The 24,794-nt window shown below is 60.4% G+C and carries 22 protein-coding genes; 15 read left to right on the top strand and 7 right to left on the bottom strand.

Annotated features, from left to right (window positions below):
• Window positions 1-6: 6 nt before the first annotated feature.
• Window positions 7-315 carry a type II toxin-antitoxin system Phd/YefM family antitoxin gene (locus J4O76_RS21095; protein WP_200874032.1) on the top strand — a complete coding sequence of 103 codons (309 nt, stop codon included), beginning with the start codon at window positions 7-9 and terminating at the stop codon, window positions 313-315.
• Window positions 315-740 (top strand): type II toxin-antitoxin system VapC family toxin, encoded by a 426-nt coding sequence (locus J4O76_RS21090; protein ID WP_426284029.1) that lies wholly within the window; start codon window positions 315-317, stop codon window positions 738-740. The genes J4O76_RS21095 and J4O76_RS21090 overlap by 1 nt, the downstream gene beginning before the upstream one ends.
• 146 nt (window positions 741-886) lie before the next feature.
• On the opposite strand, the gene J4O76_RS21085 is transcribed toward J4O76_RS21090, so the two are convergent.
• Window positions 887-1,303, bottom strand: a complete 417-nt coding sequence (locus J4O76_RS21085; protein WP_426284028.1) for a hypothetical protein — start codon at window positions 1,301-1,303, stop codon at window positions 887-889.
• A gap of 1,035 nt (window positions 1,304-2,338) precedes the next feature.
• On the opposite strand from J4O76_RS21085, the gene J4O76_RS21080 reads away from it, so the two are divergent.
• From J4O76_RS21080 to J4O76_RS21065, 4 genes are all read left to right on the top strand, one after another.
• Complete coding sequence (locus J4O76_RS21080) at window positions 2,339-2,785, top strand: DUF736 domain-containing protein (RefSeq protein ID WP_426284027.1); 447 nt, start codon at window positions 2,339-2,341, stop codon at window positions 2,783-2,785.
• A gap of 78 nt (window positions 2,786-2,863) precedes the next feature.
• Window positions 2,864-3,952, top strand: a complete 1,089-nt coding sequence (locus J4O76_RS21075) for a DUF2493 domain-containing protein (RefSeq protein ID WP_426284026.1) — start codon at window positions 2,864-2,866, stop codon at window positions 3,950-3,952.
• Between the two features lie 562 nt (window positions 3,953-4,514).
• A complete protein-coding gene (locus J4O76_RS21070; RefSeq protein WP_332796265.1) occupies window positions 4,515-4,856 on the top strand; it encodes a hypothetical protein in 342 nt (113 codons plus the stop codon).
• Window positions 4,857-5,243: 387 nt separating this feature from the next.
• Window positions 5,244-5,825 (top strand): hypothetical protein, encoded by a 582-nt coding sequence (locus J4O76_RS21065; RefSeq protein ID WP_426284025.1) that lies wholly within the window; start codon window positions 5,244-5,246, stop codon window positions 5,823-5,825.
• Between the two features lie 176 nt (window positions 5,826-6,001).
• Here J4O76_RS21065 and J4O76_RS21060 read toward each other — a convergent pair whose 3' ends face one another.
• Window positions 6,002-6,226, bottom strand: coding sequence for a hypothetical protein (locus J4O76_RS21060; protein ID WP_093400787.1), 225 nt, complete (start codon window positions 6,224-6,226; stop codon window positions 6,002-6,004).
• A gap of 820 nt (window positions 6,227-7,046) precedes the next feature.
• Between J4O76_RS21060 and J4O76_RS21055 the strand changes: the two genes are divergently transcribed.
• The 5 genes from J4O76_RS21055 to J4O76_RS21035 are packed head-to-tail and all read left to right on the top strand — an operon-like array spanning window position 7,047 to window position 14,930.
• Window positions 7,047-9,380 carry a type IV secretion system DNA-binding domain-containing protein gene (locus J4O76_RS21055; RefSeq protein WP_426284024.1) on the top strand — a complete coding sequence of 778 codons (2,334 nt, stop codon included), beginning with the start codon at window positions 7,047-7,049 and terminating at the stop codon, window positions 9,378-9,380.
• A gap of 2 nt (window positions 9,381-9,382) precedes the next feature.
• Window positions 9,383-12,643: a MobF family relaxase gene (mobF, locus tag J4O76_RS21050; protein ID WP_426284023.1), complete on the top strand. Its 3,261-nt coding sequence runs from the start codon at window positions 9,383-9,385 to the stop codon at window positions 12,641-12,643.
• On the top strand, window positions 12,643-13,407 hold the full coding sequence (locus J4O76_RS21045; RefSeq protein WP_426284022.1) for a hypothetical protein: 765 nt from the start codon (window positions 12,643-12,645) through the stop codon (window positions 13,405-13,407). The genes mobF and J4O76_RS21045 overlap by 1 nt, the downstream gene beginning before the upstream one ends.
• 30 nt (window positions 13,408-13,437) lie before the next feature.
• The gene (locus J4O76_RS21040) at window positions 13,438-14,625 is read left to right on the top strand and encodes a nuclease-related domain-containing protein (protein WP_426284021.1); all 1,188 of its coding nucleotides are present in this window, start codon (window positions 13,438-13,440) and stop codon (window positions 14,623-14,625) included.
• Window positions 14,626-14,627: 2 nt separating this feature from the next.
• Window positions 14,628-14,930 carry a hypothetical protein gene (locus J4O76_RS21035; RefSeq protein ID WP_426284020.1) on the top strand — a complete coding sequence of 101 codons (303 nt, stop codon included), beginning with the start codon at window positions 14,628-14,630 and terminating at the stop codon, window positions 14,928-14,930.
• Window positions 14,931-15,366: 436 nt separating this feature from the next.
• On the opposite strand, the gene J4O76_RS21030 is transcribed toward J4O76_RS21035, so the two are convergent.
• Window positions 15,367-16,056: a division plane positioning ATPase MipZ gene (locus tag J4O76_RS21030; protein ID WP_426284019.1), complete on the bottom strand. Its 690-nt coding sequence runs from the start codon at window positions 16,054-16,056 to the stop codon at window positions 15,367-15,369.
• A 553-nt stretch (window positions 16,057-16,609) separates the two neighbouring features.
• Window positions 16,610-17,692, bottom strand: coding sequence for a hypothetical protein (locus tag J4O76_RS21025; RefSeq protein WP_426284018.1), 1,083 nt, complete (start codon window positions 17,690-17,692; stop codon window positions 16,610-16,612).
• 150 nt (window positions 17,693-17,842) lie between these two features.
• Between J4O76_RS21025 and J4O76_RS21020 the strand changes: the two genes are divergently transcribed.
• Window positions 17,843-19,078 (top strand): integrase, encoded by a 1,236-nt coding sequence (locus tag J4O76_RS21020; protein ID WP_426284017.1) that lies wholly within the window; start codon window positions 17,843-17,845, stop codon window positions 19,076-19,078.
• A gap of 69 nt (window positions 19,079-19,147) precedes the next feature.
• Here J4O76_RS21020 and ahpF read toward each other — a convergent pair whose 3' ends face one another.
• Window positions 19,148-20,734, bottom strand: a complete 1,587-nt coding sequence (gene ahpF, locus J4O76_RS21015; protein WP_426284016.1) for an alkyl hydroperoxide reductase subunit F — start codon at window positions 20,732-20,734, stop codon at window positions 19,148-19,150.
• 105 nt (window positions 20,735-20,839) lie between these two features.
• Window positions 20,840-21,403: an alkyl hydroperoxide reductase subunit C gene (ahpC, locus tag J4O76_RS21010; protein WP_426284015.1), complete on the bottom strand. Its 564-nt coding sequence runs from the start codon at window positions 21,401-21,403 to the stop codon at window positions 20,840-20,842.
• Between the two features lie 822 nt (window positions 21,404-22,225).
• Here ahpC and J4O76_RS21005 point away from each other — a divergent pair.
• Window positions 22,226-22,513: a hypothetical protein gene (locus J4O76_RS21005; RefSeq protein WP_426284014.1), complete on the top strand. Its 288-nt coding sequence runs from the start codon at window positions 22,226-22,228 to the stop codon at window positions 22,511-22,513.
• Window positions 22,514-22,705: 192 nt separating this feature from the next.
• Complete coding sequence (locus J4O76_RS21000; RefSeq protein WP_426284013.1) at window positions 22,706-22,876, top strand: hypothetical protein; 171 nt, start codon at window positions 22,706-22,708, stop codon at window positions 22,874-22,876.
• A 159-nt stretch (window positions 22,877-23,035) separates the two neighbouring features.
• On the opposite strand, the gene J4O76_RS20995 is transcribed toward J4O76_RS21000, so the two are convergent.
• The gene (locus tag J4O76_RS20995; protein ID WP_426284189.1) at window positions 23,036-23,470 is read right to left on the bottom strand and encodes a serine aminopeptidase domain-containing protein; all 435 of its coding nucleotides are present in this window, start codon (window positions 23,468-23,470) and stop codon (window positions 23,036-23,038) included.
• Between the two features lie 54 nt (window positions 23,471-23,524).
• Between J4O76_RS20995 and J4O76_RS20990 the strand changes: the two genes are divergently transcribed.
• A protein-coding gene (locus J4O76_RS20990; RefSeq protein WP_107963731.1) for an IS5 family transposase occupies window positions 23,525-24,282 on the top strand; the annotation gives its coding sequence in 2 pieces (ribosomal slippage) (window positions 23,525-23,858 and window positions 23,858-24,282; 759 coding nt in all).
• Window positions 24,283-24,794: the final 512 nt, after the last annotated feature.

The raw sequence follows: 24,794 nt of genomic DNA, 5'->3' as shown, positions 1-24,794 counted from the left end.
CGAACATTGACAATTCCGCTGCCTGCGGCAATGTCTGTACGTCACGACAAAGAAGGTCAAGCCGCCATGCAAACTTTTTCCAGTCGCGACTTCAATCGCGAACCAGGTCGCATCAAGCGGGCCGCGGTTGATGGCGCGGTCATCATCACCGAACGCGGCCGACCAATCATGGCGGTCATGCCCTTTGCCGAATACGAGCGGCTGAAAGCGCCTCCCGGCAACATCCTCGACGCCCTCGACATGGACGAGGTTGGAGACATCGAGGTCGACTTCAGCAGGGCAGCATCGTTCCCGCGTCCAGCGGTATTCGACTGATGTACTTGCTCGACACCAACGCCCTGTCAGAGCTGCGCAAGCGGCGCAGCGGAAAGATCAGTGCAGCCGTCGAAGCATGGGCCGGTAGCGTAGATCAGGCGGACATGTTCCTTTCGGTTATCACGATCATGGAGATCGAGCTTGGCATCGCCTTGCTCGAACGGCGCGATACGCGGCAAGCCGGCGTGTTGCGGCTCTGGCTACACGACAAGGTCATGCCCGCCTTTGCCGGGCGCATACTCCCCGTCGACACAACGATCGCGCTGCGCTGCGCGCGGCTGCACGTTCCGGACACCAAAAGCGAACGCGACGCCTGGATCGCAGCGACGGGCCTCGTACACGACCTGACGATCGTCACCCGAAATGTCGTCGACTTCGCAGGCACCGAGGTTACGCTTTTGGATCCGTGGGCCTATCCTCAGTGACAGCCGGAGACGATCATCCTCTCCTAAAACCTATCAGGGTCGGCCCCACGCCGGCCCTTTTTTTGTCTGCCGAACGCCACCCAGTGCGCCTGACGGTACCTTCGGCACCGCCTTGGTCTGAAAGAATCAAACCCGGCTTGATGTCGCTATCGATGCTTTAGCCGGGCGGCCAACACCCTCGTCTCACGCGCGATCTGCTCTTCCATCATCGGCCAAATATCCCGCGCCGCGGCGCAATAACCTGACCAGTCCGCCTCGATCGACGTCGTCGTCCACTCGGCAATATGCGCGCGCGAAAACATCCGCTTGGTCGCGGTCGCAAACAGTAACTCGGACAGCTCCGTCCTCAAGCCATCGTCGGCATCTTTTAGTAAAGTTGGAACGATCACCTCGCTGACATACCTGGATCGCGACAGGCTGGACGCCGTCAACTGTTCACGGGCGAACGCAAGCTCACGACTGTTCGGGTTTTCTGCGCCGCAATGCCGTCTGATCTCGCGAAGGCCAGCCATGATGTCGCGATGATGCCCTTCCAATGTGCCGAGCATCGCTTCCGGATTCATTTTTGTACCCCTCCCCTGCCGGACGATCATACATCGCGAGGCATCTGCTTTCGTGTTTTCGGCCAGCGTCGCTGTGACGTTCGCCCTCTTCGATAGGCCACTCTAAAGACTTGATTGATGGGCTCAAGCCAAGCTTTTCCCCTACGGAAATGTGATGCTTTCTTGTCGATGGGGCCGTCTCGGATATGGCTTATGGGCGGGGTACAGCCGACTGAAATCTTCGAAGAGTTGAAGGAAAAATAGGAAGGGTTGGGACATCCCGCCCAAGAGGGCGGGACCGCTCAATAGTCGGCAAGAGCCTCCCGGAGCCCCGCGAAGAGCGGGTCTCCGCCCTTCGGGTACAATCACTTGTCGGGCTCCCGGGGCACGCTGACAGGGCTCGTGCGCCAGGTTCGCGGATGGCGTGGGGCGGGCGTGTCGATCCCCACTGACGTCATATCTAGGACCATGACCACCGCAGGCAGCCTTCGGCTGTGGAATCATGCGCTGGGCGCATGATGTGTGCTTTGTGGGCCTGTGTTCTCATCACACCCTTCGCCGTCTCTCAGTGTCTCGGCGTGGCAGACCCGTCCGACGGGGTCGGCGTCAAAGGAGAATTGTCCGCTGGAGCGGACAATGCTTTTGTTTGATTTGAAGACGCCTCAACAAGAATACCGGGCCTAAAGGCCCTACGGTTTCCACCGCTAAAGCGGCGGAGCCTCCGTCATTCGTGTTGACCCCGCCAGCCGTGCCTGCCTCTTGAGCCCCTGCGAGGACGGCTCCGGGTGCGATGATAACAAAGGCCGGGCCTTGCCCATCAGCACGGTAGAAACAGAATTGCTCGCTACAGCGATCAATGCGTCTTTGATTTGTTATTTACGCCCCCAAGTCGGGGGCTTTTTTATGCTCGGACTCACCGTGTACGATGATCGGGCGTCAAGTAATCAATCAGGTTGGTCAAATAGAGTGGAGGGGGTAAAAAGAAGATGCCGGAGGGGAAAGGCCCCAAGCACCGGCAAACAGGGGGATAGGCCCCCACAACGTGGAGTAAATACTATGAACATCGGTTCTTTCAAGTCGGTCGGCGGTCAGCTTCTCGGTTCGGTCGCAACGGCAACCATCGACCTCGCGCGCCTTGGCCTCCGTCCCGTCGAGAGCACGAACGACAAGGCCCCCGCTTTCGAAATCATGGTTTTGAACGTTGCGAAGCGTTGGGTGCAGATCGGCGCGCTTTGGGAAATGACCAGCAACAGCAGCGGCGAAGTTTTCTATCAGGGCAAGCTGGACGACCCCAGCATCAGCGAACCCCTCCAGATCATGCTTTTCGGCAATAACGAAGAGGGTTTCCGCGTCGTCTGGAACCGCCCGACCACGCGCCGCGAAAATCTGGACGGCACGCGCCAGAACCGCCGCAAGGCATCGGATGACGGTTTCGGCACCGGCAACGCCACCGACAACGGCCAGCTTTCCGAGCCGCTAAACGACGAAATCCCCGCGTTCTAAGACCACCCAAACGGGCGGGGAGAGGGGTGCAACCCTCCCCCGACCCTAAACCGCAATCCCTGCCAAAGGCTACGAACCATGACCAAGAAAACGACCTCCCCGCGCCTTACCAGCTTTGCCGACTTGGGCGAAGCCATGAACGGCACCAACGCCAAGCCCGCGACCGGCAGCGCGTCCGACGACGTGACCGACCCCCGCACGGCGGAGATTGCCGAGAGCATCGCCGACGCAGCGGCAACGACCAATTTTCAGGAAGCGTTCGGCGACGTTGGCGCGCTTTCCATTGTCGAGCTTGGCGCAGACCGCGCCGAACTCGACATGCCCGAGCCGATCGAGGCGCAGCACGATTGCGCGGCGATCATGGCAACGCTTTTCGACCTGTTCCGCGATACCCGCCTAGAGGCGAGCGCACAGGCGATTGCATGGGGGTTCGTCAATTCGTTTCACTACGAAGCGCAGAAGCTGGAACGCGAGGAAGACACGCTTTGCCGCGACCTTGGCGAGATGACGCGCCGTTATGATCCGTCCGAGATTTACGCGGTCGAAATGGAGGAATTGCAACTCCGCGCGCAGACCAAGACCGAACAGCGCGCCGCTATCGAATGCATGCGCGACTATGCCGCCGACTGCTACCGGGCGCAGTCCGGCCACCCTTGGTCCCCCGCGCGCGGATCGAAGGTTTCCAGCGGAGGCACCGCAAGCCAGATTGCCGCCCTCGATTTCTTGAAGGCCCGCGCGCAGGACCACCGCGAAAAGCGCAACCCCACCGGCCCGCTTGTAGTCTTTTCGGGCGGTCAGGAGTGGCACGACTTCAAACAGCTTTGGGACCGCCTCGACCAGATCAAAGCCCGTATCCCGCACATGACGCTTTGCACCACCGCGCAGCGCAAAGGCTGCGATATGATCGCCGCATCATGGGCCGCAAGCCGTGGCGTCACCGTGGTTGCCTTCACCCCGCAGACGGGCCGCTATGGCAACCGCGCCGGGTTCGTTCGCAACGAGCAGCTTGTAAAACTCGCCCCCGTCGAAGCGATCGTTTGCCAAGGTTCCGGCCTGCAATCGAACCTGTTGCAGACCTTGAAAGACGCCCGCGTTCCGACCCACGCCTTCCGCATCGACGGACAGGCACCGGCACCGACCGCAACTAAGCGGCAGGCAATCGGCTAACCCTATCCGGGCGGCGCAGCCGAGAGCGCGCCGCCCCCCCTCTTTCCTTGGCAGGAATAACTAGGCCAGCGGCGGGCGAAATCCCGGCGCTGGCCCTTTTTGTCAGCGTTGCTGTGGGGGGAACCCTACGGTTCCCCCCATGCCAGGCGACCGGCCGCGCGACATCCTTGGCACGGCCCCGTCGGGCCGCACCTGGACGCCGCGCAGCCGGTCGCCTTCCCCCCTCCGGTAATGCGCTGCCGCAGCTTTAGAAGCATCGCGAACGAGCTGCCCGATAGTACGGTTTGAGGCTGGCGCGGCACCCGGCTCGCTCGCATCGGTCGGGGAAGCGCCAGTGCGGGCATCGAGCCCGCCCTGGCGCTGCTGCCGCGGGGAAAAATCTATCTCAAGTCGTCCTATCATCCCGGGCGGCGCGACAAGCCTCAAGGGACGGCAGGGTCCCACCATTTTTCTGCGAAAAATCGTTGCCCCTACCGCCGCTAAAGCGGTCGCAAGAGCGATCCCTTGACCCTCGCCGCGCCGCCCTAATCCGGAATGCGTCTTGAAGAAGAAGGAGGACGAAATGCAAGTCGCGTTGTTCAGAGCACTAAAATCGGCTAATATCGACGATGAGGCAGCTGCAAAGGCAGTCGTCGTCGTCGAGGAGCAGATCGACATGGCCGTAAGTCGTGCAATGCAGCCGATGGGACACAAAATCGACGCGCTCGAAGGCAAGATCGGGGCGCTGGAAGGCAAGATAACAGCCATGCAGACCGGGATCGAGGCGCGCTTAGACGCCGGACTGAAGGGCATGCAGACGTCGATCGACGGTCTCAAATGGTACGTCATCATCACGGGGTCGGTAATGACGTTCGCGATCGCACTCGGAGGCGGTCTGACCGCTTGGGCACAGTTCATCAAATAACGTCCGGGAGGGGCTCCGGCCCTTCCTTCATTCTCCAAATGATAAGGGCTATCCGGGCAATCGGTTGGCCCTTTTCCGTTGCTGATTTCGACGGGCGCGCGGCACCGGCTCGCTCGCTTCGGTACGGCCCCGTCGGGCCTCCCCTGGCTACGCATCGGCCGGGGAAGCGCCGGTGCGGGCATCGAGCCCGCCCCAGCGCTGCTGACGCGGTTTTCCAACGTCTGACAGTCATACCCTGCACGCCTCGCTCGCCTGCGCGCAGCGGCCTTTCGGCCGTGCGCTGACTACGCGTCGCGGCGTCGACCGTGATGCTCGATCACAGGCGTCGCGAAACCTCTCCAGAGAGGAGGGATGGAGGGATTTGCGGTTTCAACGATGGAGGTCGCTATGACCATTACGTTCCGCGTCGAAGACGGTCGCGCAATCCTCGCGCCAATGGCGGCAATCATCACTCCCGACCAGCTCGCATCGCTACGCGATCTGCTTGCCGAACAATCGCTCCGGTTGGGTTTTGCCATGTTGGTCCCGGTCTACGGCGTCACCGGCGATCCGTGGTTTGAGTTCGACGCCCGCGTCTGCCATCTGTCGCTCGCGGTCGTCTCAAAATGCTTCGATCACGACCCCTCCGTCATCGCGATTTTGGACGAGGCTCAGTTCCTCGGTCGACGCGTCCGGGTGGCGCAGACTGAACCCACTAGTGATATCACGATGCGCCTGTCTCTGAACCCGGATGCGGCCCCGGAAATAGCTCTCGCAAACCCCCAAGCGCTGGCGCTGTTAGACGGCCTTGGGATCGACCGCATGGTCGCCGGCATGGTGCCGATGACGGAGCTTCGCCGGAGGCTGACGGATCCCCGCATCAGGCGTCGGCTCGATTCCGATCCGGACATGGCCGAGAGCATTGAAACGCTGGCGGCGATGGCGGCACTCAAACCGATCGAAGGGGAGTACCTGCTGGCGTGGATATAATCGGTCCGCATCTATCTAAAACCGAGCGCAAGGGACGCCCAGCCTACCGGCTGGCGCGTCCCTTTTTTTGCCTGATGCTACTAAGCAGGCTGCGCCTCTCCTCTGTCGAAAAAGAATGGCCGCACGAGGTAGCAAACCCGTGCGGCCATTAGCGTGGGCCTCGGTCTCGAACCGTCTCAGGCTTTCGCCGTGAGCCGCTTCTCGACCTCGTCCACGCCCAGCGTCTTCACCGCCTCCATCAACCGCTCCAGTCGATCCAGCGGGAGCTTGAGCAACCCTACCTTCTCGACCGTCCCAATAGCCGTATCCCGAAGCTTCCTCAGATGCGCCTTTCGGCGATCTGCCAGCTTGCGTTCCTCGGCCTCGATCGCGGCCATTTCAGCGTCCAGTGACTTCGCCATAATACTTGCCTTTTGGTCAGGCTGATCGGGCTCTGAACGGGACCGGTATAGCCATCGATTAAGCGAGGGAAAAGCGCCAACCAGCGACCAACTTCTAACACCAAGGGAAACCCGATGACGATCATCGCAGAACGATCCCAAGACACCATGCCAGAGCAACCAGTTCGACCGTCATTCCGCCGCGAAGGCGGGCCTTTGCCCCGCGGAAAACCGAGATGCCATCATATCGATACGAAGGACCGGGGTGATCAAATCGACACGGGAATCGGGACTACAGTAGAGCACACCCTTGCAAGCTGCGCTTGCCTTTCCCGTTGAATATCAGACCCTTAGGGAGGCCATGATAGTGTATACAACGTCTTACAGTTTGTCTTACAACGTAATACGCCTCAAAAAGCGCAGATTTCTGCCGTTTCCCGCGTAAGGCACCGTAATACGGCTTATGCTCAAACCACGATATCGAGCTTGTTGTAGCCGCGTTGCAGAGTTATAAGGAACGTCCTCCTAAGGACCCATCAGCCTCTCTGCTAGGAGGCTAGTTACTTGAGTACCTCACGCCCTTATACCCTTCGGGTAGCCGGTGATCTGCGTGCCCGTATAGAGGCAGAAGCCGCCAAACTGGAGTGCTCGCCGTCGGACCTAATTCGTCGGGCGATCGAACAACATCTCGATGGTCGAAAGCTGCTTGAAGGCAGCGAGCGACGCCACTTGCGCGTGACCGAATATATGCAGGTCGCGCTCGATGCGATCATCCGGGAAAACCACCCGGAATTGCGCGAGACGCTCGTCCTCGAAGCCGACCGTCGCATGAAGCTTCATCATGGCGCGTGATGACCCCAAAGCGCCCCGCCAGGACATCCGTAACGACCGGCGTCCGATCCCCCAGAAGCACCATAGCGCGCGCGGTGAAGCACCGCGCAATTCGGGCAACTTCACCCGTGGCAGCCAGCTTCTCAATACCCAGGTCCTGATGTGGCTACAGGGTGCCAAAATGCCGCTCTACATGTGGCTTGGCATCTTCGTCATCGCCTACTCCACGATCCTGTCGCTTACCCTCGACGATAACAACATCCAGCTCATCTCGATGCGTATCCTGTCCGGGCTGTGGGACTGGATCTCGTTCGACGAAATGAAGCGCATCAACCTGCGTCTGCCCGACAACAGCGTGCGCCACACCTACATGGGCTACGTGCCTTACGTGCCAGAGGTCATCCTTGCATGGCACAAGGCCGTGAAGGGGTTCATGGGCTCGGTCGCGATTGCCTCGTGCATCACCATCCCGCTGTCGATCTGGTACGTCGATTTCTCGGCCCGTCGCGGCAAGGCGATGATCCAGGAACGCCATGAGCGCGGCGCCATGCTGGTCGAGCGCGATCTGCTCTATTCCGAGATCGCCCAACACAACAGAATCGAGTTCGTGAAGGAGGCCGCAAAACTCTTCCCGGACAAGACGCCGGAACAGGTCCTGAAGCTGAAGTTCAAGGCCCGCAAGATGGGCGGGATCCACCACCCCTACACCGTTGCGGGCATCCCGTTTCCACACCGTCTCGAACAGTCACATTTCATGACGCTCGGCACCACCGGTTCGGGTAAAACGACCGTGTTCCGTAAGCTCCTTCGTGAGATGCGCGAACGCGAAGATACCGCCGTCGTGTTCGACCTGACCGGGGCCTATGTCGAAGCGTTCTACGACCCGACACGTGACACCATTCTCAACCCGGCCGACGCACGGTGCCCGGCCTGGACGATCTTCAATGACTGCCGAACCTATAGCGAGTTTACCGCAGCCGCTGGAGCCCTGATCCCCTCCGATGGCGGGGCGGCCGATCCGTTCTGGGCACTCGCTGCACGTACCCTTTTCATCGAGATGTGCATGAAGCTCATCGAGAAGGGACTGACGTCCAACCAGGCGCTCGCCGAGAACCTGATGACCGCTGACCTCAAGCTAGTTCACAAGCATCTTGCCAACACCATCGCCGACCCCATCACGGCGCCTGAGGCCGCCAAGATGGCTGAGTCGATCCGGGCGGTATTCAACACCAACGCGCAGGTCCTGCGCTTCCTGCCCGACGAAGGTCCGCAATACTCGATCAAGGACTGGATGACGGCCGAGAAAAAGCCCGGCTCGATCCTCTTCATCACCTCCAACTACACAGACTTGGAGATGAACCGGGCACTGCTGACGCTCTGGTCGAACCTCGCCATCCACGCGCTGATGACGATGAAGAAAACCCGCAACCTGCGCACCTGGTTCGTGTTCGACGAACTGGGCGCACTCCACCGCCTTCCGGCTATCGAAGACGGCCTCCAGACCGCCCGTAACTTCGGTGGTGCGATGGTGCTCGGGTTGCACTCGTTCGACAAACTCACGCAGGTCTACGGCGAGGAAAATGCCCGCAACCTGTCGTCGCTCGCACGCACCAAATTGATCCTCGCCGCAGCCGACCTCGACACCGCTGAACAGGGTGCCCGCTACATTGGCAACCGCGAGATCCGGCAGATGGACGAGGGGTATAGCTATGGGTACAACAACACCCGCGACGCCTCGACCCTGACCCCCCGTAAACAGATCGAACCGCTGGTCATCCCCGACGACATCATGAACCTTCCGAGCCTGCACGGCTTTGTGAAATTTCCCGATGGCTTCCCTGCTGCACGCATCCGCCTGGAATGGGAACATTACCCGACCGTCGCCGAGGGCTTCATCGAGCGGAAACCGGCTAAGCCGGACGAGCCTGGAAAGGTTGTTCGCGGAGGTGGTGGCAAGCCGCAGAGTGGCGACGACGATGTTGGACGTGGCGATGTGCCCGGTTTGACAGAAGAAGAGGTTGAGCCGGCAAACGTGGCCAACACCTTCGCCACCAACATTCTGTCACAGCCGACCGAGAACGAGATCGACAATTCGCGCGACGCCACAACCGTCGAAGCCACCGCCAGAACCGAACCGCCGGTGCTCCTCCAAGACATGCGTGAGCGTTCCGGTGATGACGATCGCAAGGACCGGGAACGGTCTCTGGAGGGTAAGTCCGTCCAGGCGCACAGTGAAGACCAGCAGCGCCAGAAAGACGATCCTACGCTGACCGCAGAACGGCCGGAGGACCTGTCGATCCGGGAGGCGCGCGATGCCTTCCCTGATGACGGATACGGGATGTAACGATGCACTCGATCGCATCCGTCAAATCGGCATCCGGCGCCGCAAAATATTTCACCAAGGACGACTTCGTCAGCGGCGAATATTACACCGACGAGAAGGCCGGTGACGTCAGCATGTGGGGTGGTGAAGGGGCTGCCGCAGCTGGCCTTACCGGCACCGTTTCGCAGGAGGCATTTGCAAAGGCGCTGAGCGGAGAGCTGCCATCTGGTGAGAAGGTCGAGGTCAGGGACGGTCGGCGTCCCGGTTTCGACCTGACCTTTTCCGCACCGAAGTCCGTGTCGGTCATGGCCTATATCGCTGGGGATAAGCGGATCCTCGGCCCCGATGGCGCCCAGACCAAAGCGGTTCAGCAGACCATGGCCTGGGTTGAGAAGAATATCGCGGCCGGTCGGATCACCAAGGACGGCAAGACCGAAACGGTAAAGACCGGGAACCTGGTCTATGCCTTGTTTCAGCACGACACGAGCCGGGCGCTCGATCCTCAAGCGCATATCCACGCGATCGTTGCCAACATGACGCAGATGCCTGACGGCAAATGGCAGGCCTTGGACGCCCAAAAGCTATGGGCCAGCAACACCGTCATCGGCTCGATCTATCATAGCTTCCTCCGCAACGAGCTGGAGAAGCTTGGCTATCAGACCCGGATGGACGGTAAGCATGGCACGTTCGAGATTGTCGGCGTCCCAAAAGCGGTTCTGGAAGTCTTCAGCCAGCGACGCGAACAGATCATGGAAAAGGCGGCCGAGCTAGGCATCGTCTCGCCAAAGGGTCGTGATGGCGTAACCGTCAACACGCGCGATCCAAAGCTGAATGTCGAAGACCGCGACGGGCTCGTTCTCGACTGGATGGCGAAAGCAGCGGAGCAAGGCTTTGACGGCAAGAAACTGCTCGAGGGAGCGTTAGAGAACGCCGCCAAGGCGGAGCAACGAGAGAACGCTGGCCCGATCGGACGCGGCTACACTGTGATTGCAGACGCAGTGAAAGTCGCAATGGAGACCGTATCGGGATTGCTACGGTCACCGGACCCACTGGTCGACCGCGGTTTCGTTCGCCTCGCGCAGTCCACCGGCCAGGCTAATGCGCAGCTTGCTGTCGCCTCCGCGATCCGCAGTCTCAGTCAACGCGAAGCGGCGTTCGATAAAGACAAGGTCGCCAAGAAGGCCCTCGACTTCGGTCTCAAAGGGGTCACCATCGACCATGTCGAGGCGAGGGTCGAGCAGCTCACCGAGAGGGGCAAACTCCTATCCGGAGAGATTACCCACCAAGGTCAGAAGATCGATGCAGTCACGACACCAGAAGCGCTTCGGACTGAAGAGAGCATCCTTGCGCGGGTGCAGGGGGGTAAAGACGCAGGCGCCCCGATCGTGGCACCCTCGGAAGCGCCAGACCGGCTGCAGGCCGCCTCCCCTCACCCCCTGAACGAAGGACAGCTCGCAGCCGCTACGCTGATCGTCTCGACCTCGGATCGCATCGTAGCGGTCCAGGGCATCGCCGGCGCCGGTAAGTCGACCATGCTGCAGGCGGTTGCCCGCGTCGTTGAGTCCGAGGGCAAATCGGTGATGGGCCTGGCATTCCAGAACAAGATGGTCGCGGACATGAAGGAAGGCATGGCGCGGCCGGACGCTATTCCCACTCGCGAGATGTCCGTCGATCAGATGCAGGATTCTGGGGTCAAAGCCGAGACGATCGCTCACTTTATCTGGTATAACGAAAAGCACGTCGCCAACCCGAACACGCCGGAGGCTCAGGCGCGTCGTGACGAGCTGAAGAATACAGTCATCGTCGTCGACGAGACGTCGATGGTGTCGAACCGTGACATGCTCAAGATGCTGACGATCGCAGAATCGCTCGGCATCGAGAAAGTCGCACTGATCGGCGATCGCCAGCAGCTCCTCCCGATCGATGCGGGCAAGGCCTTTGTCATGATGCAAGCCGACAAAATCGGCATGGCTCGCATGGATGACAACCTTCGCCAGCAGACTGACCAGCTGCGCACGGTCGCGGCGCTGGCCAACACCGGCAAGGCGGGGCAGGCCATGAAGGTGCTTGGCGACAAAGTCGTCGAGCATGAGGATCCATCGGCGCACGCCTCCGACCTGTGGCTGGCCCTGTCACCGGATGAACGTGCCAACACGGCCATTTTCGCGTCGGGCCGCGAGACCCGTGCAGCGATCAATCAGGCGGTGCAGAAAGGCCTGAAGGACGAGGGCACGCTCAAAGGTGACGGGCTATCCATTGCGGTCATCCAGAACGTGAACATCGAGCGTGAGGACTTGCGCTACGCCAAGACCTACGAGAAAGGGCAGCGGTTGGAGATCAAGGGCTCGGTGCCGGAGCTTAAACTCGAACGCGGTGTAGCCGAGGTGCGGCGAACCTTTGCCAACGGCAAGGTCGAGATCGTCAAAAACGGTAAGTCGATCAAGTTCAGCCCTCAGAAGATCGATCCGATGATCGACAAGGATCGTATGTCGCTCGCGACGATCGAGACGATCCAGATCCACGAGGGCGACCGGATTCGGTGGACTGATAACGACAAGGAGCGCGGCATCTACAATGCCTCGCTGGCCACGATCGCCGGCATTGAGAACGGCAAGGTCACGGTCGAACTGGCGAACAAGGACCAGGTCACGCTCGAGAAGAACGACCCGATGATGCAACGGATGGACCTCGCCTACGCGCTCAACATGCACATGGCGCAGGGTATCACCGTCAACAAAGCCATCACGGTGATGCAGAGCTTCGAACGCAATCTGTCGAACCAGCGGCTCTTCAACGTAGGCGTCACCCGCATTCGCCTCGACCTGACCATGGTCGTCGACAACCAGCAGAAGCTCGAGATGCAGCTGGATAAAAACCCTGGCGACAAAACCTCATCGCTGGAAAGCCTCGGCCGCCTCAATATCGATGGTGCTGCCGTACAGACCAAAGCGGCCGACGATGCACTCACCAAAGCGATGGAGAGCCTCGACGGGGCGAGCAGCGAGAAAATCCTGATCGATCCCGCCAGCCTCGACATAACCGACCTGCCTCCAATGTGCGCGTCGACCACTGACTATTCCGACATCAAAAACCTCGATGGGGAGATGTCGTCGATCAAGGACGGCCAGGACGCCGATCGGCGCGATGTTCAGGCAGATCGCACGGACGACGAGCTCGGCATGCCTCCACTCGACATTGACGACCTGAGCGCCCTGCCCGCGATGCTCAAGTCTGGCGAACAGATCCGCGGCCTTCCTGAAAAAAACCTCAGCCTGGATATGTGATGATGAATAACTCGCCCACGACGGTGATCCTGTGCGGCACAAACGAGACCATTCCATCCGACATCCTCGACCTCCTTTTGACGCAAGCGCGGAGGGGTTGCGGACGTTTGATGGTCGTCGACGAAGGTAGCCAACTTGCACGTCTTCACGCCGCCCAGGATACGGATTTCCTGCTCGACCCGGCCGTCGGCAACTGGGACTTCTTTGCCGATCACCTAACACAGCATGAAATCGCGTGCGCAGGCGAGGCGATCCTCCGATCAGACGCAGTAGCGCCGGGAATCTACAACGCTGTCAGTTGCGTGCTTGCCGAGATGCTTTCGGAAGTAGCGGCGAAACCCGGTGCCAGGCTGCGGGACGTTTCGGAGAGAGTTCGTGCTTTCGGGTATGAATCTATGGCCAACGCGATGCGCCTGGATATCGACATCGCAACCGACACGCGGGCAGGCTGGATGGCATTGGCACGCCTGCAGGAAGATGCCGGACGGTTTGCGGCTGGGACGTCGTCTACGACAACGTCCATTCGCCGCTGGCTGACCACAAGCCCTCGATCGGTGCTGTTTCTAACGGCGGGAGCCGGGGTCAACGATGGTGCCTGTCGCTCCGTCCAGGCTGCCATCGACTGCGTCGCACGCCTGGAGGTGAACGCCGGGCGGGAGGTTCAAATCGTGGAAATCCATTCCGCGAGAGCCTCCGGCACGTCGTTGCGAGACGTGTCACCGCCGTCGGTGCCTTGGCAGGCCCGGACCGAAGGCCGTTGCTGAAGATCAAAGTTCTAGAGGGGGAATTAGTACATGATCGTAAAACCGTCGACCAAAGCCGACGAATGCGCGGCGATTGCCGCATTTATGGCAAACCCAGACTTCGACCGCCTTCCAGAGCGGGCACGCAAGCAGACGATAAACCGCCAGCGCGGGCTCAACGGTGAGCGATCGACCGCGCATATCCTCGATCGTCACTTCCAATACGCGCTCAACCACGCGCTCTTGCACGATCTACGGCTTCCCGACGGTATCGGCGGGTTCGCCCAGTTCGATCATGTCATTCTGTCACGTCAGTCGCGCAGCGCGGCCGTTGTCGAAGTGAAGAACTATCGTGGTCGGATCTCCAAGAACGAGCATAATGAATGGCACGTCTGGTATGAGGGACGGCGACGGCCGATCGACATTCCCAATCCACTCGAACAGGCGCGACGCCAAAGGGAGGTTTTAAGGGCCTGGCTGAAAGCGCGTCGGCATGACGTTGCGTTCGAGACGATCGGCGCGTTCGTCATCATCCCTCCGGACTGCTCGATCGACCGCTCGAAGGTCGGCGCCGACGTGCCGATCTACAAGGCAGACAACTTCATTGCAGCATGGACGGAATTCGGCGGAATAACCCCTATCGGCCGGCTGTTCTCAACAGGCGTGTCAGCCAAGACGCTGTTGGCGATCAGCGGGCAGCTCGCAGGCGAACACCAACCTGATTTCCGCAGCCTAGACGACATGATCGGCTCACGATCGTCAAAGGCCAAGCCTGCTGTGGATGTCGACGAAGCGGAAGACGCGGCCGGCGACAAGCCAGAGCCTGCCGTCGCCTTCCCGGCCGCCAGCGAGGCCATGGCTAGTGCAACGGAGGCATCGCCGGTCGTCGCCTCGACCGAGCATGAAGCAACCGCGGTAACGAACGATACTGCGCCGATCACTATGGTGCCTGGGGGCAAAGCGTCGGACAAGATCGAGATCGTGCCCGGTATTTACGAGCGCGTACTGCCTGACGGCCGCGTCGCGTTCCTCTCGGGGAAGGATGAAGCAGAAGGCGTTCGTTTGAAGCTGGCTTGCGAGGGCCTGGCCCGGTGGAACCCGCGCTACCGTAACTGGCTGAGCGATGCGGCTCAAGCTCCCTTCATCCGTGAAGCCGTTCTCTCGACATTTCAGGAACAGACGGGGGACGCTCCAAGAGAGCCACTCACGGCACCAAACCACGCAAGACAAAGCGCATAACCATGGAGCACGTTAAGCAAGAAACGCTTTCGACCGAGGCGATTTTACCGGGCGAGACGTCAGACACGGACTTGGCGGATAATTTCCGAACCCAGTCATTCTACCTGATGGAAGCGCATCCGATCGCCGCTGCGCACCTTGTCCTCGCAGCCGCCTCGATCGCGCCGACATGCGATGCCGAGCAGGACGTCGCGGACCAATTCTCCTACGTGATCGTCGATTTTGCGCAGCAGCTCGGAGTGCTCCATCGCCGCGCCGTCGGCCGGCTAACGCAGGAAGCAAAGGAGGGGGGTAGTGGGTATTGATGACCGCAATTACATGCGGCGCGTAATACCACTAAGTCTACTGGTGCTGACCTGGAACGATATGGCGGAAAAAGACGCCCCTACCCTCCTTAACCTTCGAGTAGTGCGAGGTCTGAGGATATTTATACGTTCGCCTTGTCCATTAAACTCTCGATTACTTGCCAGTAAGGCGCGCCCTCTCGGTCACACAGATCTATGAATCTGCTCATGACGCTTGCGGGCCCTTTTATACTGACTTGATGCATCGGCTCGCCAGCGTGAGGGTTCTTTCTACGTCCTAATTTCGGTGGCGGCTGTGATGGCTTCGTAAACCCATGATCGCGGCCCACCGCATCAACCACTGCTCGTTCTCCACGAGCTTCAACTCTTGGCTTAGCAGGCATCGGTGAAGCGGGTACAATATCGCTCAAGTCACCTAGTCCGAGATCGATCTTGGTCATACTACCCCCCCCTGCCCTGCCGTTCGAAGATCTCTGATAGTCTGGGTTACCTCACGCACAAACTCGGTCGCGTTTGCTTTTGCCTTTGTAAGACCATTTACCGAGTCGTCCTCTAAGTCCCAAAGGGACCGGTAGTGGGTGAACATTGCACGGAAGGCTGCACGCTCATTCAATGCCGTCTTAAGTGCCGGAATATTCGCTTCGATAAACTGGCTTCGAATCTCTTTCTCGTCACGTGTAGCTATCGCCGGGTTCACGCGAGTGAAAAGCATTCGGAACGGGATTTCTCTGCGCAACTCTTTGGCTTGAGCCATAACCATTTTTATCGCACGACTGGCCTGCCTCGCATCCACTGGTGACGCTTGGAGAGGTATCACGACAAGATCTGTTCGGGAAATAGCACGAGCCATCGCCAAATTGGCGGTGCCTTCCAGATCAACAATGACAAACTGGGTTGCCTCGGATGCGGCCTCGATTGCGTCAATGATGTCGTCGTCCGACGGCAAACGCGCCCATCGAAAACCCGGTTCGGCAGCGCTCGTCGCCCAGCCTTCAACCGTACGGTTTGGGTCGCCATCGATAACGGTGACTGAAGCTCCTGCGGCTGTCAGCCCCGTGGCAAGCAAAAGAGCCGAGGTGCTTTTGCCGACCCCTCCTTTCGGACTCGCGAAGCTAATTACTGGCATTTCATACCCCAAAAATCAGGTGACAGATTTTTTTACGAAGTCCGAAGGCCTTCGCATGATCGCGATGTCGTAAATGATCCGTGCCAAACTCATGCGTTGAGCACCAATTACTGGCCCTGCCCTGCCCTGCCCTGCCATACCCTGCCCTGTGTTGCCAACTCATTATACCGCTCCGCACTCAACCGCAACCATAGTCATTGCGCGAAAGCTCTACCAATCGCTTCCGTGCTGTATAGTCGTCATGCAAGGGCATGACCTTCAATTAGGAGGGTGGCCAAGCCATCGAATGACATTGCTAGGCAGGGCCTGCCGTTGGTACGCAACCCGGTGGTACCATCGGGTACCACGGCCGCTGATGTGTTTTTACTGGAAAAACTGTAAGCGCGTGATGCGTTAACCCATTGCGAACGCAAGACTTACGACTGTCATTGTAACGGAGCTGTCTGTTAGGGTGGGCAACGTTACGAGTAGGTCTACCCGAGAGGGTACCGGGCGCTACTGCATGGTACCAAGCGCAGGCCCTGGTGGAAATGTTTAATCTGGGCTCACTTAACTAGCCCTTAGATCGCGACAGGAGTTGATCGATCTCCGCCATAGCAAGGTCGAGATTTGCCGCTGCTGCACGGAGCGGCCCAACGTCGAGGGGAGCCTTTGGCAACGAAGGCAAGCCAGGGAGGGCAGGGATTACCAAGCCTCCCGGCACGAGCTCAACAAGTCCCGTAGTAGCAAGCGCACGTGCTTGGATATCAGCCCCGGCGCGCGAGAGGCCAACTGCGCGCGCTATCTGCGTCCGCCTGATCGGACCGAACGCTACGACAAGCGCCCACGCTTCCGCGGCCCGTGCGTTGCGAGATAGGTCAGCGAGAGCACCACGACCGCGCTCGAGCATGGTCTCGATGCGTTCCAATTCTTTGAACGACGCAAGTGCCGTATGATTGCTATGGTCAATCAGCGTCGCGGCTCGCTCGGCGTCGTCGAGATCGAGACGGAATGCCGTTCGCGGGACAATCCCCGTAAAGAACGAAGCAGCGCCGCGAGCAACAAGCGCAAGGTTTAGCGCCCAACACCCCGCCGGATCCGCCGCGACGTAATGCCGCATCGATCGGGAGGGCAGGGGGAGAAGCGCCTCATGGCCAGCGCCTTCGGCGAAATCGGGCGCGTGGATCAAAAGGTCGACCGCAGCCGCAGCGCGCGCCAGCCCGTGGAGCGGATGATCCGGACCAACGTACGCCACTCCGCAGGCGCCGGTGAGGGGGCCACCGGCAGCCGCCTGCGCCACCGCGTCCTGGGCGGCGTTGAGCAATGCCAGAGCATCCGTCTCGAAACCGCGCGTCGCGTTGACCATGCGAACGACCACCGTCGCAGCGTCGGCAATTGCTGGTTCCCCGTGTGCAGCAAGCCAGAGCACGACGGCGTCGCGGCGGGGGTCGCCGGTCAGGAGGACCGACAGGGCGTCTGTAGAGGGCTGATGGGCGGGGCCGACGTCGCCAATGCCGGCATCACGTCGATACGCGCGCCACGCGTCGGCCACGGTCGCGAGGCTCGCAACCTTGCGCATTTCTGGGGAGGCAAAGCGGATAGCACCCGCCAATCGACCGAGCGCGTAGCCGAGCGAAGTTTGATCAGCGGACGTCATCGCGCCAAGCATATGCTAGTAATCACGCAATAACTAGGCCGCGCTATCTGCCAACTATATGCACTTACCATAATCGGACATTATGGTAACTACAGCAATGTGCTACGAGGCCGGAATGCAGGGAAAATCGGACCAGCGGGCGCGGCCCTCATGACCGAAATCGTCGTCCATCGCACCGACGGGGAGGGGCTTCCGATCCGAGCGCGACATGGCCTCGTCGAACCGATCGATGTCCGCGTCACCCGGTTGCTGGGTCTTGCGCTGCCGGCTGAAGGTGTCCCTGTCAGCGAGGTCGGCTTCGCCGCGCAGCTTGGCGCTATGGCAGCAGCGAGCAAGGCGGCACTGGCGTCGGACCTGGCCTGCTATCTGCGCTGGTGTGAGGACATCCGTGTCGCCCCGCTGCCGGCCGAGCCCGAAAACCTTGTCCGCTACATCGCCATGCTCGAAGCGCGGGGCGCCAAGCCCGCCACGGTCGCGCGGCGGGTTGCCAGTCTTGCCACCGCACACGGCCTGTCAGGGATGCAGGAGAGGGGGCATGCGCCGACGAGCCACGTCATGGTCCGGGCGGCACTCAAGGGTCTGCGCCGGCGTCGTGGCGCTGCTCAGCGCCAGGCGGCCCCGTTGCGCTTCGGGGCATCGTTAGATCCCCATACCAAGGGGTTCACGCTGACGGCGCTGCTAGGCGCCTGTGGCGGCGACCTGCAGGGGCTGCGCGATGGCGCGCTGCTATCGCTTGGCTATGACGCTGGATTGCGCGTCAGCGAGCTCGTCGCGGTCACCGTCGCGCACATCGATCCGCACAGCGATGGTTCGGCGCTCCTGTTCATTCCGTCGTCCAAGACCGATCAGGAAGGGCAGGGGGCCTGGGGCTGGCTGTCCGCCGACACGATGCGCCGGGTCGGCGCCTGGCTGGTAGCGAGTGCGATTACCGAGGGGCCGGTCTTCCGCCGTGTCGGGGTCGATCGGCGCCGTCTGCGCGCCGCGGTTCTGCCGATGGCGTACGAAGCGATCCCCGGGCACACGCGACACTGGCAGGAGAAGCTCAAGGGCAAGAAGGCCGAACCGGCACGCACTGTCTACACCGTGGGGACCACGTCGCTGAGCCGGCAGGGCGTCAACGGGATCTATCGGCGCGTGGCGCTCAGCGCGTTCGATCAGGGGCTGGTAGAGATGCCGATCGCGCAGGTTGAGGAGGCTGCAAGGGCGCTATCAAGCCACTCGCTGCGGGTAGGGCTGACGCAGGACCTGTTTGCGGTCGGCGAGGATGGCGTTGGCATCGCCCAAGCCCTGCGCTGGTCTTCACCGTCGACCGCGCTGCGCTACGGGCGCAAGCTTGCCGCCCGGAGCAATGTCGCTGCACGAGTCCTTTCCCGGCTCAGAAGCTAGACGGCAGCTTTCGCACGTTTCAGTTCGGTGTTGGCCGCCGGGATTTTCCCGGCGGCGTTTGAAAGATTACTACGCGGCCTCTTCCCAATCTCTGGTCTCGTCAGCGGGCATGCGGATCAGGTAATCGAACGCCGTCAGCCCGGCTTTCGAGCCTTCGCCCATTGCAATGACGATCTGCTTGAACGGGATCGTGGTGGCATCGCCAGCTGCGAAGATGCCGGGCTGAGAGGTATGGCCGCGGTGATCGATCTCGATCTCGCCGCGCGGGGTAAGGGCAATCGCGTCACGCAGCCACTCGGTGTTCGGGACCAGACCGATCTGCACGAAGATTCCCTCCAGTTCGACCCGGTGAATCGTTTCGTGATTGCGATCGCGATACGACAGGCCGGTCACGCGATCCCCGTCGCCGTGCACCTCGGTGGTCAGTGCCGAAGTAATGATGCGGACGTTCGACAGGCTCGCCAGCTTGCGCTGCAGCACTGCGTCCGCGCGCAGATCAGTATCATACTCGACCAGCGTGACGTGCGCGACGATCCCGGCAAGGTCGATCGTCGCCTCCACGCCAGAGTTGCCACCACCGATGACTGCAACGCGCTTGCCCTTGAACAGAGGACCATCGCAATGCGGACAATAGGCCACGCCCTTGTTCTTGTACGCGTCCTCGCCCGGCACGTTCATCTGGCGCCAGCGCGCGCCGGTCGAAAGGATGACGGTGCGGGCCTTCAGCGATGCGCCGCTTTCGAACACGACCTCGTGCAGGCCGCCTTCGCTCGCGGCCGGTATCAGCGTCTCGGCGCGCTGAAGGTTCATGATGTCGACGTCGTAGTCGCGAACGTGGCGCTCCAGTTCGGCTGCAAGTTTCGGCCCCTCGGTGTGCGGCACCGAGATGAAGTTCTCGATCGCCATCGTGTCGAGAACTTGGCCGCCAAAACGCTCGGCAGCGATGCCGGTGCGGATGCCCTTGCGCGCAGTGTAGATCGCCGCCGCACCGCCAGCGGGGCCGCCACCGATGACGAGCACGTCGAACGCCTCCTTCTGCGAAATCTTCTCGGCGATGCGAGTGGTGGCGCCGGTGTCGAGCTTGGCGACGATCTGCTCCAGCTCCATCCGGCCCTGGCCGAACGGCTCGCCGTTGAGAAAGATCGTCGGCACGGCCATGACCTTGCGCTCGGTGACTTCGTCCTGGAACAGCGCACCGTCGATCGCGGTGTGCGTCACGCCAGGATTGACCACGGCCATCAGGTTGAGCGCCTGGACGACGTCGGGGCAGTTCTGGCACGACAGCGAGAAATAGGTCTCGAAATGGAATTTGCCGTCGAGCGCCTGGACCTGCGCGATCAGATCCTGCGCGGCCTTCGAAGGATGGCCACCGACCTGGAGCAGCGCCAGCACGAGGCTGGTAAACTCGTGGCCCATCGGCATGCCGGCGAAGCGCACGCCGATATCGGTGCCCACGCGGCGGATCATGAAGCTCGGCTTGCGCTTGTCGTCGGCCGTGATCACCGTGATCTGATCCGACAGGACGGCGATCTCGTCGATCAGCTCGCCCATCTGGCGGGACTTGGTGTCGTCTCCCAGGCTGGCGACCAGTTCGATGGGCTGGCGGATGTTGACCAGATAGGCCCTCAGCTGCTGCGTCAGAGTGGCGTCGAGCATGGGATAAACTCCTATAATTCCGTGTCTTGAACGCGAACGGCCCGGGGGGATGCGCTCCGCCCCGGGCCGCCGCTACTCATTCCCTCTAAAGGGATATCAGCGTCGTTAGATTTTGCCGACGAGATCTAGGCTCGGGGCGAGCGTCTCTTCACCCTCTTCCCACTTCGCAGGGCACACTTCGCCCGGATGCGCGGCAATGTACTGTGCAGCCTTGATCTTGCGCAGCAGTTCGGTCGCGTTGCGCCCGACGCCTTCCGAGGTCACTTCGATCAGCTGGATCACGCCGTCCGGATCGACCACGAACGTGCCGCGATCCGCAAGGCCCTGGCCCTCACGCAGGATGTCGAAGTTCAGGCTGATGCTGTGGTTCTGGTCGCCCAGCATGTAGTAGTTGATCTTGCCGATCGCCGGCGACGTGTCGTGCCATGCCTTGTGGCTGAAATGCGTGTCGGTCGAGACGCTGAACACTTCGACGCCCATCTTCTGCAGGGTCGAATATACGTCGGCGAGGTCTTCGAGCTCGGTCGGGCACACGAAAGTAAAGTCCGCCGGGTAGAAGAAAAACACAGCCCACTTTCCGAGTACGTCAGCCTCGCTGACGGATACGAACTTGCCTTCCTTGTACGCCTGGGTCGTGAACGGCTTAATCTTGCTGCCGATAAGGGCCATGCGTCGTCTCCGATGAATTAGTTCACTCCGGATATAGGGAGTTATGCTGCACTGCAAAATGGAACTGATTTGGCGGTGTGATCGAATGAGTCGATCACATACTCGTTAAGCATGAGATTCCCTTGCCGTCTTGCGCGAAAAAGTAGGTGTCGATCTGCCTGCGCAAGTGGCTCTCAGGTAGAGCTGGTGTTCGCGCCTTTCCGGCATGGTGGTGCCGCTCGACCGGCGTGGGAGAGATCGCGGTCGAGGTCCTAATCGCCTTTCCGGTCACTCGGATCGCGAGATTATACCTCGGCGCGATCATCATGGCCGCAGCGACACTAACAATTCTGCGTCAGCGCGAGTTTCCCATCTGGTGCCGATCGGCGTCTTCTGCACCTTACTCGCAGTCGCCGTTCTGACGGCCTGAGGGACGGGGGTTCGTTCGCGCTGATAGGCAACTTCCATCTTCCCAGAAAGGAACGGCCAGCAAGACGGTCGCGGCTTTCCCAATGGGATGAGTTGGCAGGTCAGGCGAAACGCGCGCGGGCACGTGCCGAGGCACGGTAGGGATGAGTCGCCTATTCCTCCTCGATAGCACGAACCTCTGCCTGAAAAACCGTGCTGCGATGCACAAAACGCTTGCATGGGGCAGATTATCGGCAGAGCATGGCCGTGCCTTTCAGGCATCCTCTCCTAAAACTCAGGCCGGCCTTGTGCCGGCCTTTTTCGTTTCCGGAATGTCGGCGGGAGCACGATCAACAGTGGATTGAACCATAAAGGCGGCACATGGGTTGATGTCTGGTCGTCCGTTGGACGGTTTGGAAATGAAAAGGCGCAGTCATGAAAATCCGGAACGTCGCAGCTATCGCTGCCACTCTTACCCTGCTGTGCGGCGCACCCGTCGTCGCCCAGACGACGCATGAAACCAAGGTCGGTCACGATACCAGCGTGAAGAACGGCGTAGCCACGACCAAGACCAAGGTGACCGAGACCACCAAGCGCAAGACGCGCCGTCCCAAGAAGGTGCTGGGTGTGAAGGTCGGTCACAAGACGGTTAAGCATCAAACGGTCCGCGAGACCGCAGTCAGCTCGAATGGTGATCGGAAGACTACGGTCAAGACCAACTGACCGAACGACGCCGGCAGCATAGAGGCGGTCGGCTGACCATTGTCCCCTCCAGGCCGTCGCCTGGCGGGGATAATTGCTTCCTATCACAAATATTCATCGGATAAACCGGGACGACTTGAGTACTGCCTTACGGTTATGCGGTCATCATGCTTGGAAAGCCGTCAGCGTTGGGGAACGCGAACGGGGGAATACGTGAAGACGGTATTGATTTTTGCGCGCTTCCTGCCCGGCAGCGCTGCACGGGCGGAAGAGATTCCGGCCCACCTCGGCGTCCCCCAGCCCGGTTTCGCCAAGGTGCGCCAGACCGGGGAAGCGACCCTCAAATCGACGTTGTTCGATCCGTCATCGGCGCGGATCGACTAGGGTTACGAGTGTAGATCGGCGCCCAAAGCGGGACCCCGGTAGATTATTGTCAAGCTATTGATCGTGCGTCAAATCCTTACCGAGGCAGGGGTTCCGATCGGCCCCGATCGGGACCCCTTCATCGCCTATTTCTCAAAGGTTTATAGACGGTGGCCTCGCTCAGAGCGGGGTCTCGATTTGGGCGCCGATCCACAAGGTTTGCGCATGTTGGAGCCACGACAAGATAGTGTTGAGTACCGTCTCACGGTCGCAGTCATTCAGAAGTTCGTGACGGCCGCCCTCAACCGATACGAAGATCTTGGCTTGAGGCTGAATCAGAGCATTGAACAAGGCGCTTCCTTTGGGGTCGGTATACGTATCATCTGTGCCGTGAAGGGTCAGTGTCGGTACAGTCCAATCTCGATAGCGCGGCCAGCTATTCGCCGCGACCGCCAAGGCGCTGGCGCCTAGTCGAGCAGGCATCTTACCACGATAGGTCTGCGGGTCGCATTCAAAGAGACGGACTTCAGCAGTATCACGAGAAATACCGATCGCCGCTTGCGGTTTAATGATTCCCAACGTCGGCGCCACCCGTGCCAATCCCTTTAGGGTCAGGACCCATTGATATGAGAGGCGCGATCTGATTCAGGCTCCGTGAGGAGAGCGTGGATGAGCGACCTGTACTGGCTGACGGATGAGCAGATGGCGCGTCTGCAACCGTTCTTTCCCAAGAGCCATGGCAAGCCTCGGGTCGATGATCGGCGGGTGCTCAGCGGCATCGTTTTCGTCAATCGCAACGGGCTACGCTGGTGTGATGCGCCGAAGGACTATGGGCCGCACAAGACGCTCTACAATCGCTGGAAGCGGTGGGGCGAGAGGGGTGTCTTCCTGCGCATGATGGAGGGGCTCGCGGCAGCGGAAGCCGTACCGAAAACGGTCATGATCGACGCGACCTACCTGAAGGCACACCGCACGGCATCAAGTCTGCGAGTAAAAAAGGGGATCTCGGCCGCCTGATCGGCCGCACGAAAGGCGGCATGAACACCAAACTGCACGCCGTCAGCGATGCGGATGGGCGGCCCTTGAGCTTCTTCATGACCGCCGGGCAGGTGAGCGACTACACCGGCGCGGCAGCCTTGCTCGACGATCTGCCGAAAGCACAGTGGCTGCTTGGCGACCGTGGTTATGACGCCGATTGGTTCAGGGACGCCCTGGAAGCCAAGGGCATCCAGCCCTGCATCCCGGGCCGCAGATCGCGCAACGAGCCGGTCAGATACGACAAGCGCCGCTACCGGCGCCGCAGCCGCATCGAGATCATGTTCGGCCGTCTGAAGGATTGGCGCCGCGTCGCCACTCGTTACGACCGCTGCCCAACTGTCTTCTTCTCTGCCGTCGCGCTCGCGGCCACCGTCATCTTCTGGCTATGACCAATGAGTCCTGACCCTAAGATAGCATCTATCGCATGGGGATCGTCGGCAATAAGCGATCTGCTTATGTATATTATTCGGCGCATCGCAAACTTACGATTCTCGCGTTTCGGGCAGCGCTGGATCAACGCTACGCTGATCGCGGGCCTCTGTTGCAGACTTATAAAAACGCTTTCCAGTTTCTTCGGCGGCGTCTGCAGAAAGGTTTACAGCGAGCCCTCCAGGTCCAGACACAACTACGCATCCGTCTAGCGCTGTAACGTCGGAGGGTGTTTCATGGATTGGGGGACTCAAACGCTTCCTCCTGTCTGTTTAAAACAGAACATGTGGACCTGACGCAGTATCCCTACGAACTGGATATTCAAAGACAAATCGACGTTCTCAGAGACCGGGAACCGGCAATGGAAAATGCTGCTTGAAATCGCAGCGCCAAGGGATGTGAGAAGCGGTATACGCCACCTTATTAACATGACCCAAAGGTCGATCATCACCACGAGGCTCACCGCCCTACA

It is taken from the genome of Sphingomonas sp. NFX23, from assembly GCF_049887795.1.
GTDB lineage: Bacteria > Pseudomonadota > Alphaproteobacteria > Sphingomonadales > Sphingomonadaceae > Sphingomonas.
The sequence above is the reverse complement of the archived record's forward strand: the minus strand, read 5'-3'. Positions and strand labels throughout refer to the sequence as shown.

Bases quoted from the DNA above. Each gene is read 5' to 3' on its own strand.
- J4O76_RS21085 (WP_426284028.1), bottom strand. From the start codon at position 1,303: ATGAATCCGGAAGCGATGCTCGGCACATTGGAAGGGCATCATCGCGAC.
- J4O76_RS21070 (WP_332796265.1), top strand. From the start codon at position 4,515: ATGCAAGTCGCGTTGTTCAGAGCACTAAAATCGGCTAATATCGACGAT.
- ahpC (WP_426284015.1), bottom strand. From the start codon at position 21,403: ATGGCCCTTATCGGCAGCAAGATTAAGCCGTTCACGACCCAGGCGTAC.
- J4O76_RS21020 (WP_426284017.1), top strand. From the start codon at position 17,843: ATGACCGAAATCGTCGTCCATCGCACCGACGGGGAGGGGCTTCCGATC.
- J4O76_RS21060 (WP_093400787.1), bottom strand. From the start codon at position 6,226: ATGGCGAAGTCACTGGACGCTGAAATGGCCGCGATCGAGGCCGAGGAA.
- J4O76_RS21045 (WP_426284022.1), top strand. From the start codon at position 12,643: ATGATGAATAACTCGCCCACGACGGTGATCCTGTGCGGCACAAACGAG.
- J4O76_RS21035 (WP_426284020.1), top strand. From the start codon at position 14,628: ATGGAGCACGTTAAGCAAGAAACGCTTTCGACCGAGGCGATTTTACCG.
- ahpF (WP_426284016.1), bottom strand. From the start codon at position 20,734: ATGCTCGACGCCACTCTGACGCAGCAGCTGAGGGCCTATCTGGTCAAC.
- J4O76_RS21090 (WP_426284029.1), top strand. From the start codon at position 315: ATGTACTTGCTCGACACCAACGCCCTGTCAGAGCTGCGCAAGCGGCGC.
- J4O76_RS21005 (WP_426284014.1), top strand. From the start codon at position 22,226: ATGAAAATCCGGAACGTCGCAGCTATCGCTGCCACTCTTACCCTGCTG.
- J4O76_RS21075 (WP_426284026.1), top strand. From the start codon at position 2,864: ATGACCAAGAAAACGACCTCCCCGCGCCTTACCAGCTTTGCCGACTTG.
- J4O76_RS21040 (WP_426284021.1), top strand. From the start codon at position 13,438: ATGATCGTAAAACCGTCGACCAAAGCCGACGAATGCGCGGCGATTGCC.
- J4O76_RS21080 (WP_426284027.1), top strand. From the start codon at position 2,339: ATGAACATCGGTTCTTTCAAGTCGGTCGGCGGTCAGCTTCTCGGTTCG.
- J4O76_RS21025 (WP_426284018.1), bottom strand. From the start codon at position 17,692: ATGACGTCCGCTGATCAAACTTCGCTCGGCTACGCGCTCGGTCGATTG.
- mobF (WP_426284023.1), top strand. From the start codon at position 9,383: ATGCACTCGATCGCATCCGTCAAATCGGCATCCGGCGCCGCAAAATAT.
- J4O76_RS21030 (WP_426284019.1), bottom strand. From the start codon at position 16,056: ATGCCAGTAATTAGCTTCGCGAGTCCGAAAGGAGGGGTCGGCAAAAGC.
- J4O76_RS21055 (WP_426284024.1), top strand. From the start codon at position 7,047: ATGGCGCGTGATGACCCCAAAGCGCCCCGCCAGGACATCCGTAACGAC.
- J4O76_RS21065 (WP_426284025.1), top strand. From the start codon at position 5,244: ATGACCATTACGTTCCGCGTCGAAGACGGTCGCGCAATCCTCGCGCCA.